11 protein-coding genes are annotated in these 12,333 nt (G+C 48.9%); 7 read left to right on the top strand and 4 right to left on the bottom strand.

What is annotated here, in order from left to right:
* Window positions 1-103: 103 nt before the first annotated feature.
* On the bottom strand, window positions 104-1,132 hold the full coding sequence (locus tag ABIE10_RS21335; RefSeq protein WP_047357782.1) for a LacI family DNA-binding transcriptional regulator: 1,029 nt from the start codon (window positions 1,130-1,132) through the stop codon (window positions 104-106).
* Window positions 1,105-2,862, bottom strand: a complete 1,758-nt coding sequence (locus ABIE10_RS21330; RefSeq protein WP_109017837.1) for a solute:sodium symporter family transporter — start codon at window positions 2,860-2,862, stop codon at window positions 1,105-1,107. The genes ABIE10_RS21335 and ABIE10_RS21330 overlap by 28 nt, the downstream gene beginning before the upstream one ends.
* Window positions 2,863-3,071: 209 nt before the next feature.
* Between ABIE10_RS21330 and ABIE10_RS21325 the strand changes: the two genes are divergently transcribed.
* The 7 genes from ABIE10_RS21325 to ABIE10_RS21295 are packed head-to-tail and all read left to right on the top strand — an operon-like array spanning window position 3,072 to window position 9,927.
* Window positions 3,072-4,829, top strand: coding sequence for an IlvD/Edd family dehydratase (locus tag ABIE10_RS21325; RefSeq protein WP_240489672.1), 1,758 nt, complete (start codon window positions 3,072-3,074; stop codon window positions 4,827-4,829).
* A gap of 9 nt (window positions 4,830-4,838) precedes the next feature.
* Window positions 4,839-5,630, top strand: coding sequence for an HpcH/HpaI aldolase family protein (locus ABIE10_RS21320; RefSeq protein WP_047357785.1), 792 nt, complete (start codon window positions 4,839-4,841; stop codon window positions 5,628-5,630).
* 1 nt (window position 5,631) lies between these two features.
* Window positions 5,632-6,513: an aldose 1-epimerase gene (locus ABIE10_RS21315; protein WP_075848758.1), complete on the top strand. Its 882-nt coding sequence runs from the start codon at window positions 5,632-5,634 to the stop codon at window positions 6,511-6,513.
* Entirely contained in the window at window positions 6,506-7,384 is an 879-nt protein-coding gene (locus ABIE10_RS21310; RefSeq protein WP_137380634.1) for an SMP-30/gluconolactonase/LRE family protein, read from the top strand. Before ABIE10_RS21315 ends, ABIE10_RS21310 begins: the two co-directional genes overlap by 8 nt.
* On the top strand, window positions 7,381-8,250 hold the full coding sequence (locus tag ABIE10_RS21305) for an NAD(P)-dependent oxidoreductase (protein WP_429156981.1): 870 nt from the start codon (window positions 7,381-7,383) through the stop codon (window positions 8,248-8,250). Before ABIE10_RS21310 ends, ABIE10_RS21305 begins: the two co-directional genes overlap by 4 nt.
* A gap of 14 nt (window positions 8,251-8,264) precedes the next feature.
* Window positions 8,265-9,032, top strand: a complete 768-nt coding sequence (locus ABIE10_RS21300; protein ID WP_047357789.1) for an SDR family NAD(P)-dependent oxidoreductase — start codon at window positions 8,265-8,267, stop codon at window positions 9,030-9,032.
* A 10-nt stretch (window positions 9,033-9,042) separates the two neighbouring features.
* The gene (locus ABIE10_RS21295) at window positions 9,043-9,927 is read left to right on the top strand and encodes a sulfite exporter TauE/SafE family protein (protein WP_047357790.1); all 885 of its coding nucleotides are present in this window, start codon (window positions 9,043-9,045) and stop codon (window positions 9,925-9,927) included.
* A 69-nt stretch (window positions 9,928-9,996) separates the two neighbouring features.
* On the opposite strand, the gene ABIE10_RS21290 is transcribed toward ABIE10_RS21295, so the two are convergent.
* A complete protein-coding gene (locus tag ABIE10_RS21290; protein WP_075848754.1) occupies window positions 9,997-10,887 on the bottom strand; it encodes an aldose epimerase in 891 nt (296 codons plus the stop codon).
* A 30-nt stretch (window positions 10,888-10,917) separates the two neighbouring features.
* Window positions 10,918-12,243 carry an MFS transporter gene (locus tag ABIE10_RS21285; protein ID WP_016157871.1) on the bottom strand — a complete coding sequence of 442 codons (1,326 nt, stop codon included), beginning with the start codon at window positions 12,241-12,243 and terminating at the stop codon, window positions 10,918-10,920.
* Window positions 12,244-12,333 lie beyond the last annotated feature (90 nt).

Here is a 12,333-nt window from a genome sequence, read left to right as displayed (position 1 = left end):
GATACTCTGACGGCGAGCTTCAGTAAACACCGCGGAAACCCTAATATTGTTCTCAGAAACTTTTATCTGCTTAACATCCGCACGCACTGACCAGGTGTGTTAACTAAAACGGTAAGCGTGTACTTCCACGCGGCATGATTTCAAAGCCGACATCAACAATTTCGCCCTGCCAGGTTTTATCCTGCGCCATTCTTAGCATCATCTCTGCCGTCCTGTCCGCTATCTCATCAGCATTCCACTTAATGCTGGATAACGTTACAGGAGCAAGCCAGGCGCTGGAGGGAAAATCACCGAACCCAAGAATGCTCAACTGTTCAGGCACCTTGATACCCCGGGCTTGAGTCTCCATCAGAAGAGCCGTTGCTATTGCATCGCTGGTACAAAAAATTCCATCAACTCCCCGCTCCTTGACTAACGTTTGCATCAGAATTTCACGGCTGGCCTGCCAGATATTCGGGGTTTGCGGGATATCAACCAGCAGGGGCTTCTCGCCCTTTTCCTCAAGCGCACGACAAAATCCGTTGTAACGTGTACGCGCACGAATGTCGTCATCAAAACGCGTCGTGAAATAGGCCAGTAGGGAACAGCCGGTATCGAGCAAATAGCGTGCAGCAGAATAACCTATCTGCTCCTGGTTATTACCAACCTGAGCGGAAAATGCGCTGCCATCAACCTGCCACATTTGCACCACAGGTACACCGCTGTTTTTCAACATTTTAAGAGTTGAAGCTTTGTGGTCGGCACCTGCAATAGCAATGACCGCTGGCGACCATTGCAAGATTGCCCGGATCTGCTCTTCTTCCTTATCCAGACTGTGGTCGTGAGAAGCAATAGATAACTGAAATCCCTGTTCGCTAACCGTCGACTCTATCTTCTGGATAACATAACTAAACGTCACGTTCGCCAGAGAGGGCAACACAACCGCCATATTGCAACTACGCCCCCCGGTAAACTGGCTGGCGATCTTGTTGTGCACATAGCCAAGATTATCGATAGCCGCCTGGATTTTTTTCCCGGTCTTCTCCGAGACACGGTCGGGCTGGCGAATATACAGGGAAACCGTTGACGGCGACACGCCGGCCTGGTGCGCAACATCATCAAGTTTTACGATTTGACGCGATCTCTGACGCATTCCTCTCCCGAATTCTCATTAAGCAACACCCTCTCTTGACGACGACGATGACGAGCCAATCCCACAATCAGTATCAGCGCGACCGCCCAAACCAATCCCAGCAGAGGGTAAAATGAAGCAGGGAGCCCCTCAGTGTTTGCCAGACCAAGCGGCGACAATGCGATGAAAATACTGATTAAAGCCGCCATCATAATAACACTTACACAATGAGCATATCGCCATTTTTCCATAGGGATACTTGCAGGTTGTGCGTCCGGTACATAACGCTTTCCGGGGGCCATTTTCCCAATAGATAACATCATTGCTGTTTCAATCAGAAACAATATGCCCATAACGTGAATAAAATGTAGTGAAATCCATTTTTCCCCACCGGCAAACGTGTATAACCCGTAAGCGATGACATGAAAACCAAGTACCCATTTTGCTGCCAGTGCTGGCACTCTTCGGGTTAAAAAACCGACCAGTACAATCGTGATAATAGGAATGCTATAGAACCCGGTAAAGCGGCGCATCAGATCAAAAATACCGTTAGGGCTCCACAGCAGCAGAGGAGCTATCACTATCGAAATAAGCGAGACAACAACAGAGGTAATCTTGCCGACATATACCAGTTTTTTCTCATCCTGACATCCAGTCAGCGGAGCATAAAGATCGATCACAAATAGCGTGGCGCTTGAATTCACCACCGAGTTGAAATGGCTAATCACCGTCCCAAAAATCGCTGCGGCGAACATACCAATCAACCACCAGGGTATGACCGCTTTAACCAGTGCTGGATAAGCATAATCAACATGGGTAAATACAGGGCCAAAAAGATTAAAAGCAATCAGCCCTGGCAACACCATCGCCAGTGGCACCAGTAGCTTGATGCTACCTGCAAGCAGCACGCCTTTTTGGCTTTCAGCAAGCGACTTCGCCCCTAACGCCCGCTGAATGATCATCTGGTTAGTACACCAGTAAAACATATTGGCACACAGCATACCGGTGAAAACGGTGCTAAAAGGCACTGATGAACTGGCGCTGCCGATAGCATTGAGCTGTTCCGGATGGCTTAACAACGCTTTCCCACCCGCAAGAAAAGAGCCTTCGCCAAGGGCAATGAGTCCTAGAACGGGAATGAGCATTGCCGCGACGAGTAAAATCAGACCGCTGATAGTGTCTGAAATGGCGACAGCTTTCAGGCCTCCCAACGTCGCATAGAGTCCACCAACGGCGCCCATCACAAGGGCCAGTAATCCGATAGCGCTCCAGTCAGGCAAGTGGAAAATTTTTTGTACATCAAACATCTCGTTCATCGTGATCGCGCCAAGGTAAAGACTGCACGGATTGGCCATCACCGCATATCCCACGAGTAACATCACGCTGACCGTTCGCCGTGTGGCGCTATCGAAACGCTCCTCCAGAAACTGCGGCATTGTGGTAATGCCGCGGCGTAAAAAACGCGGCAAGAAAAAAACAGCCATCATGATAGTGGCAACTGCGGCGGTGCTTTCCCAGGCCATACCACTGATATCAAAACGATATGCGTTGCCATTTAAGCCGACTAATTGTTCAGCTGAGAGATTAGACAATAGCAGTGAGCCAGCGATGAAATAACCGCTTAGCCCTCTTCCCGCAAGAAAGAATCCTTCCACGCCTGACTCTGAAACCCCTTTTGTTTTTCGATATGAATATAGCGCTACGAAAATTAAAAAGAGAAAAAAAGTCGCGACAGAAAATAGCATTTCCATAGCATAACCTCGTCGACGAAGTGATTAACACTACTATCACACGGCGCCACATGCAGATAAAACGTCTTTACAGCGAAACTGGAAGCCACAAAACAAAAAAAAGCTTACGCGCGGATGAAATGGGCTGAAGATCACATTTTATGCAAAATGCATCTTGATTATCGTAGCGCTGCGATACTACCGTAGAAAGAAACCACACACAGGACAGTATGACGATGTTCAACCAGGATTGTTTAGTACGACGGGATGTTTCTGAGTTGCGTAGCCAGAGATGGTATGCCCCAAAGACAATTAGAGCTTTCGCGCACCGACAACGTACCCAGCAAATGGGCTTTGCCCGGGAAGAGTTTTTGGGTAAGCCGGTTATCGGCATCATTAACACCTGGAGTGATATGAGCGCCTGTCACTCCCATCTGCGTGAACGCGCGGAGGCGGTAAAACGTGGCGTCTGGGCGGCGGGCGGCTTTCCAGTAGAACTCCCGGCACTTTCAATGGGCGAAGTGATGGTGAAACCCACCACCATGTTGTATCGCAACTTTCTGGCCATGGAAGCAGAAGAGTTGTTACGTCAGCACCCGATTGACGGCGTGGTGCTACTGGGTGGATGTGATAAATCCACACCGGCTCTGCTAATGGGTGCGTTATCTATGGATATCCCAACCATTTTTTGCCCGGCAGGCCCAATGACCACGGGCAAATGGCACGGTCAGGTTACCGGAGCGGGTACGCACACGAAAAAGTTTTGGGATCAGCTTCGTCTTGGCGCGATCACCCAGCATGACTGGATTGAGCTGGAAGGGGCGATGACGCGGTCCATCGGTACCTGTAACACGATGGGCACGGCCTCTACCATGACCTCAATTGCCGATGCCATGGGCTTTACCCTTCCCGGCGCAAGCTCTATCCCGGCCGCGGATTGTCGCCATCCACAGATGGCCGCCCAGTGCGGAAAAACCATTGTGGATATGGTCTGGTATGACCACAAACCTTCCCGCTGGCTAACGAAAAAGAATTTCCTTAATGGTATTGCCGCTTACATGGCGTTGGGCGGTTCCACCAATGCCGCAATCCACCTGATCGCAATGGCTAACCGGGCATCGATTACGTTAAGTCTTGCCGACATGGAGGAGATCGCCCGTAAAATCCCCGTCCTGGCAAACTTATTTCCTTCAGGCAAAGGGCTGATGGATGATTTCTTCTTCGCGGGCGGCTTGATGGCCCAGTTGAAGAAAATCAGCCCATTCCTGCATTTGGATGCAAAAGGTGTAACCAATACGCAGGTCAGCGCCTGGATCGAAAATGCCGACTGTTACGATGACGACACTATCCGCGATTTAAGCAATCCGGTGATTCCTCTTTCACAAGGTTGTGCTCTAACGGTGTTGCATGGAAATCTATGCCCCAATGGAGCGGTAATGAAATCCTCTGCTGCCAGTTCCTACCTGCGCCATCATGTTGGCCCGGCTCTGGTTTTCGATACCCACCAGCAACTCTCGGAGCAGATTGACTCCCCGGAACTCAACGTCACCAAAGATACCGTCATTATTCTGCGCAATGCCGGGCCTGTCGGCGGACCCGGTATGCCAGAGTGGGGAAATCTGCCGATTCCGAAAAAGCTATTGCAGCAGGGCGTTACCGACATGGTACGTATTTCCGATGCCCGCATGTCCGGCACACATTACGGCACCTGCATTCTCCATGTTGCTCCGGAAGCCGCTGTCGGCGGTCCATTGGCTCTAGTTCAGACCGGTGATTTGATCGAACTGAATATAGAAGCGGGCTCGTTAAACATGCTGGTTGACGATACCGAACTGGCGCAACGTCGCGCAGCGTTAAAACCCACTCATCAAACATTTTCCCGTTCCTGGTCCGCACTTTACCAGCAGCACGTCACTCAGGCTGATGAAGGGTGTGATTTCGATTTCCTGCAAAGCGGCAGTGATGTCCCGGAACCTCCTATTTTTTAAGGAAAAACAATGAACAATTTCAAACAGGCTATTCTTTCCGGCCAGCGTAAGTTAGGCACCTGGATGATGACCGGCAGCGATACTGTTGCCGAAGCCATGGCTACCGTAGGTTTTGATTTCCTGGTTCTTGATCAGGAACATGTGGCGGTCGACACGCTTGATGCTATCCGCATCGATCGCGCTATTCGCAGCGTAAATGCCAATACCACACCACTCTACCGCCTGGCGGGCAACGATGTTGTATTAATTAAACGCGCGCTTGATGGCGGTGCCATGTCGCTGATGATCCCCTTTATCAATACTCCTCAAGAAGCGCGTAGAGCAGTAGAGTCGGCTTATTATCCGCCCTATGGGAAACGCGGTTTTGCCGCAATGCATCGCGCCTCGGGTTGGGGTGGTAACGCACAGTTTGTGGAGGATTCACGAAATGAGCTGTGCCTGATCCTTCAACTCGAAACGCCAGAAGCTATCGCCAACATCGATGAAATCGCAAAAGTAGACGGCATTACCGGTTTCTTTATCGGTCCCGGCGACATGTCCTCTGCGATGGGTTATCCAGGAAATCCATCGCACCCAGAGGTTCAGGCGATGATCAAGCGTGGGCTGGAAGCTTGTCAGCGACTTGGCTTCCCTTGCGGCATCGTAGGCGGTAATCCGGAACTGGTAAATAAATATCAGCAAATGGGCTTTACCTTTGTTGCTCTGGCCTCCGACATGAGTTTTATGTTGGCGCGGGCCAAAGAACAACTGGCCGCTATTCGTGGTGAAGAACTACAGATTCGCGGCGGCGAGGTGTATTGAGATGACCCGCCTGCTCGAATGCGCCTTGGGTGAAACCCGCATTGCCGTCGCACCCGAACTGGGTGGCGCACTCGCCTGGCTACGCTGGAGAGGACATGACATTCTGCGCCCTCTGGACCCGGCAGGAGAACAGCGAGCCAATCTCTGTGGCAGCTATCCGCTCATCCCATGGTCAAACCGTATTGCGAACGGATGCTTCACCTTTAATAAGGTGAAGCATCGGGTAAAACGCAATTTTGGCGACCATCCTCACTCCCTGCATGGCAATGGTTGGCAAACCGCATGGCAGGTATTGCACGCCACGGAACTGGAAATAGTACTAGAACTGCACAGCCCTGCCAGCGAAAGCTGGCCGTGGCCTTATCGCGCTGAGCAACGGTTCAGGCTGTTCCCTGACCGGTTGCGTATTGAATTAACTCTATTCAATAACGCCGAGGAAAACGTTCCGGTCGGCCTCGGGTTTCACCCCTTCTTTGCCGATGCCGAACACAGCGAAATACGTTTTGTCTCCTCACGCGTATGGCTAAACGATGAGAATAGCCTGCCTAGCAAAGAAACTGACGTCCCCGAACCATGGTGTTATCACACTTTCAGGCCCCCAATACCGGGATCGGTTGATAACTGTTTTACCGGCTGGCAATCCCCGGCAGAGGTCAGATGGCCGCAAAAACACATTCGCGTGGAAATAGATTCTGCGGCAACCAATGCCATTCTTTTTATTCCCCCACGTGAACGCAATGTCGTGGCAATTGAACCTGTCACGCACATCAATAACGCTATCAACTTACTTCCTGCTAACGACAGCGAACACGCGATGAAAACCCTTAATCCAGGAGCGTCATTAACTCACTGGATGGAATTACGGATGGTCAGCGATGAATAAACCTGAATTGCTTTTCGATTATGTGGGCCATTTACCAGAGTGCCCAACCTGGGATCATGACGAACAGGCACTGTACTGGACTGACATTCTGGAATGTGAGATCCACCGCTTCCAGCTTCATTCAGGAGAACACAAAGTGTTCTCCTTTAAAGAAGAGCCGGGATGCTTTGCGTTACGTGAGAACGGCGGATTTATTGTGGCGCTCCGGAGCGGTATCTGGCTTACCGACGCGCAAGGTCAACTGGAAACGAAAATCGGCGATAACCCCAATAATCCAGCGTTGGCACGCTTCAATGACGGCGGTGTGGATCCGGTAGGGCGCTTCTGGGCAGGGACCTATTGGGGCCCCCGCGATTACAACGGCGCGCTGCTGTGTCGCGTAGATAACGACCTGCATATGCAAGTGATGCAGTGCGACATTCTGGGCGCCAACGGCCTGGCATTCTCACCAGACTCTCGCTGGATGTATACCAGCGATACACCAAACCATGTGATTTACCGAACACCGCTGAACGCGCAGGGAGAGCCAGGGCTACGTCAGGTCTGGAAAACCTTTCCATGCGGAAATGGTCGTCCTGATGGTGCTGCGATGGATAGCGAAGGATGTTACTGGAGCGCGCTTTTCGACGGATGGCGCATTGCCCGTTTCTCTCCTCAGGGGGAAATACTGGAAGAATACGCTCTGCCCGTTCGTTGCCCGACTATGGTCTGCTTCGGTGGTCCGGAAATGAAAACGCTGTTTATCACCACCACCCGGGAAAACATGACCACGCAAGAGTGCGCAGCGTACCCCCTCTCTGGCGCAATTTTTACCCTGAACGTTGCCGTCGCTGGCATGCATAAACCCAAATTTAAGGAAATTACACAATGAAAACGATCGGCTTTATCGGGCTTGGCCTAATGGGCGAAGCTATGTCTAAAAATATTGTCGCGAAATGCGATGGTACGGTTTTAGTTTATGACATTAACCAGGATGCGATTAATCGGTTAGTTGTTGCCGGAGCCAAAGCCGCAGCATCAATAGAAGATATTGCGCGTAATGCTGACGTGGTCATCAGTATGGTTCCACGCTCTGAACATGTGCGCGAAGTCTATCAGCAAATGATGCCTTATCTGCATGCAGGACAAATCACGATAGATATGTCGACAATTGACCCCTCCGTTTCTGTCGATATTTCGCAACAGGTGAATAAGACTGGCGCGGTAATGCTGGATGCTCCCGTTGTGAAATCTGTCCCCGCTGCCGTTAAGGCGGAGCTGGGAATTTATATTGGCGGAGATAAAGCCGCATGGGAAAAAGTGAAGCCTATCCTCGCCATGATGGGCTGCAATCAAATCTATATGGGTGATAACGGACGCGGTCTGGTGATGAAAATGCTCCATAATGTTCTGGTCGCAGGCATTCAAAATAGTGTCAATGAGATGCTCACCGCAGCAGATCATTACGGTATTAACAAAGCGAATTTCCATCAAGCAATATCCTATGGTGGCGCCACTAATTTCTATCTCGACAGCAAAATTAACAGTTTGATTTCTGAAGATTACAGCACCGCTTTCTCTCTAAAAAATATGTCTAAAGACGTCAACATTATGAAAACGATGCTTATTGAGTCTGGTTTACACCTTCCGGGTGTTAACGTCGTGAAAAATATTTACGATCGTGGATTAGAAACCGGAATCGGCAATGAAGATTTTTGTGCGACATATAAAGTCGTGCGTAACAATGCTAAAAACTAATCAGGAAAATAAAAATGAAAAATAATCTCAATGTAAACTACTATTCCCTTAAAAATAAAGTTGTTGCTATTACCGGTGGCGCCAGTGGCATTGGCGAAGCTTATGTTCGTGCTTTTGTAGAGCAAGGCGCTAAAGTTGCCTTTCTTGATTATGACAAACAGGCCGGTGAAAAACTTGCCATTGAACTTGGGTGCTTATTTTTATTCTGTGATGTCACCAATATTCCTCAATTACAAAACTGTTTCACCACCATCGCTGAAGAATTGGGTAACGTCGAAATTCTCATCAATAATGCCGGCAGTGACGATCACCATACGATTGATGATTTAACTGAAGAGTATTTTAACAACCGCATTAACGTGAATTTACGTCACCATCTCTTTGCAATTCAGTCGGTGATTCCGGCAATGACCCAAAAAGGAACAGGCTGCATTATTAATATGGGTTCGATCAACTGGATGCGAGGACGTCCGGGCCGCGTCTGTTATTCCCTGTCTAAAGCAGCCATTCATGGATTTACTCGTACGCTAGCTCAGGAGTTAGGTCCTCGCGGCATCCGGGTTAATAGCCTTGTTCCGGGCGCGATTCGAACTGCAAAACAGGACGCCATGTGGGCTAAGTTGGATCCTTCTGCCGTGAATCAATTCGTTGAATTGCAGGCACTAAAGTTCCGTCTGGATGGAAGTCACTGCGCACGGTTAGCGCTGTTCCTTGCGTCAGAGGAATCATGCGGTTGTACCGGTCAGGATTTTATTGTTGATGCGGGATTATCACTTAACTAAGAGAATCGTTATGGATTTCTTCACATTATTTACTCCAGATGGCGCCGCGCTCGATACCAGCGCCATGCTGATCGTCATCGCGGTAATGTTTTTATATACCTTTGTGGGAATATGTGCAGGATTTGGCGGCGGTTTAACCTCAATGCCGTTAATTACCATGGTACTACCATTAAAAATGGCAGCGCCAATGTCCGTGATGGTTGGTACGGCAACCGCGCTTTATGCAACATGGTTATCCCGAAAAGAGACAGACTGGAAATCTGCCGCCGTTCTCATTCTTTTTTCGTTTGCTGGTATTCCGGTTGGGCTATATGCTCTCTCATATTTACCCGACCATATTATGAAGATCGGCCTGGGCGGTTTTATTATTATTTACTCGTTCTATAGTCTGTTTATCCCGCGTCTGCCAATTTATGACAAACGTTGGATCGCCGCGCCGATGGGGGCAATTGCTGGTGCGTTAGGTGCCGCATTCTCAACAAACGGACCGCCGGTGGTCATGTATGGAATGCTGCGTAATCTGGGACCGGCGGCATTTCGTGGTACACTCAACGCTTTTTTTACTGCCAATAACATTGCCATTATTGGCGGGTTGGCCACCAGCGGAATTCTGACTATTTCAACCTTTAAGCTGGTGTTATTTTGTATACCCACGATGATTCTTGGTTCCATTGTGGGGCAGTATGTGCACAAGCGTATTTCAGTAAAAATATTCCGCATCATGGTGTTTCTGCTGTTAATCGCTTCCGGTGCTATGTTGATTAAAGGCGCTACGGGAATATCCGCATTGAGCGCGTTGTTACCCGTATTTTCATTACTAATTATTCTACAGCTTATTTTCGGTAAAAAAGTTGCGGCAATCCGCGCAATGGACGAAGCAGCAAAACCCCAATAATAAATTAAGTCAATAACAGAAAAGCCGCTGATTTCAGCGGCTTTTCTGTTATTGATATCTATCAAAACGTCAGTTATCTCTTTTAAATCGCCAGATCGTCTCAATGACCAAAGGTGCACCCGGACAGACAAACTGCGGTGCACGATTAATTTCATTCGGTGCTTGAGTAAGGGGATTAACACAAGTTGCATCGGGCTGTTTATCAAAGACAACCAGACTTTGCGCACTCGATGTCATTGTCATACTCAGCTTACCAGGCCACTGTAATCTGACATTGAGACCGTTATTAAAACCAAAGCAGTCATCCCACGGACCTGATTGTGGAGGGATTTTTTTACCGGTTGGTAGCTCATTGTTTCCAGCCTCTTCCTGCCAATCAGCATCAAAAAGTACCTGTAATTGTTCTTGTTCATTCTGCTGGTCGAGTCGTTTTGCAAACCAAGGGTGCCATCCAGCTGATGCAGGGAATGTTCCAGACAAAGTATGAATTTCTAAGCGTAGAATTAGCGCATCGTCTTCAATGGTCAGCGTTTGCAGGACCTCTCCTTGCCATGGCCATGGAGCGCCCAGTGTCATGCGCAGTTTCAAGGTATCCGCTTTATGTTCGACAATTTCCCATGATGAATAACAGGCCATACCATGTAGAGCATGAGGCGGTTTGTTAGCAGGTAATACGTACTGTTTCTCCCCCACTGTCAACGTTGCATCGCCAAGGCGGCCTGCCCAAGGAACCATAGGAAAGCAGCCATACTGAAATGCTTTACGCTGTGGCTCCCATTGACGTAACACTTCAAAACCAAATGCCTGTAGCGAGGTGATTCTGGCACCATCACGCGGAAAAACTTGCAGACGTAAATGTCCTTTTTCCAGCAAAATAGGTTGACCGATCGGTCCCGGCCAGGCGGCATCAAAAGCACGCTGTAATGCTTGATAATGCTCAGTATTCAATTCATTGTTCATGTTATTGCTCTCTGATATTTCGGTAAGAAGTTAAATGTTATTAGCGTCATTTTTATTGTCTGAATGTGGCTCAATAAGCCAGACGCAAATGAATGAAAGTATTGAGATAACAAACAGAAACAGTGCTACATACCACGGTTTCCCGCCTCCCAGCGCCAACAAGCTGGAGGCAATTAGCGGGCTTAACCCACCCAGAATTGCGGAGAACTGATAGGCAAATGAAAGACCCGTATAACGCACTCGTGTTCCGAACATACGAGTAAATAAGGTGGGCTGTACTGCAAACATCATCGTTGGCCCCAGGTTATAGCCAAGAATCATGCAGCACCAGATGATAAGTGTGCTTTTCGTATCCAGCAGCAGGAAGAATGGGAATGCAAAAAGGATGCAAAAACCAGCGCCAAATAAATACATCTTCCGTTGCCCAACGCGGTCAGAGATCCAACCAATTAATGGACAACATACAATGCCAATTGCTGAGGCGATTAGCATGCCGTTGAGTGGAATATCCCTTGATAATGCCAACTGGCTGGAAATATAGACAATACCAAAGGCATTAATGATGTTTGACGAAACGCTCTCTGCCAGCCTGGCCCCTAGCGCCAACAGAATGTTACGCGGATGCTTACGGAAAAGTTCAATCAACGGTGGTGCTGATTGTTCCTGTGAGACAGCCGTTTTTTGTTTTTTAAAATCCAGTGTTTCTTCAGTATGTAACCGTATGAACATCCCAACAATTAACATGATGGCAGAGAGCCAAAAAGGGATACGCCATCCCCAGGCCAGAAACTCTTCCTGGGTCAGGAAGTGATTGCATAATGCAAACACCCCTGTCGCCAGCATAATCCCAACCGAGGCTGCAGTTTGTGGGAGCGAACCTAAAAACCCGCGCTTCGCCTCAGGCGCAGATTCAATAGTCATCAATGCAGCCCCGCCATATTCCCCACCCAGACCGAACCCCTGCACCAGACGAAGAACCATCAATATAATCGGGGCCCAGATACCAATGTCCTTGTATGTTGGTATGAAGCCGATTAAAAACGTTGAGGAACCAACTATCGCTAACGTCCAAATCAACGTTATTTTGCGACCGACTTTATCGCCAAAATGGCCAAAAACAATGCCCCCTAGCGGACGTGATAGAAAACCCACACCAAAGGTCGCGAATGCGGCGATTAAACCAATAAAAGGATCGCTATCAGGGAAAAACAGGGGAGCAAAGACTAGCCCTGCTGCCGTTCCGAAAATAAAAAAATCGTACCATTCCATCAACGCGCCAGCGAAACTGCCCATGACAACGCGTCTCATGGCTTTGCCGGATAGCTCTTTCCCTGGTACATGTTCTATTTCAGCCATAATTTTCCTCTCCGGGTCGGCGAGAAATCTGCGCAATAAAATCACTAAAAAATCGGCGGATATACGAAAAAGCGCGTCGACATGTTGCGA

Origin of the sequence: Citrobacter sp. 506 (genome assembly GCF_050434985.1) — a bacterium.
Lineage (GTDB): Bacteria > Pseudomonadota > Gammaproteobacteria > Enterobacterales > Enterobacteriaceae > Citrobacter > Citrobacter braakii.
Note: the sequence above shows the minus strand (reverse complement) of the source record. Positions and strands in the feature narration are given on the sequence as shown.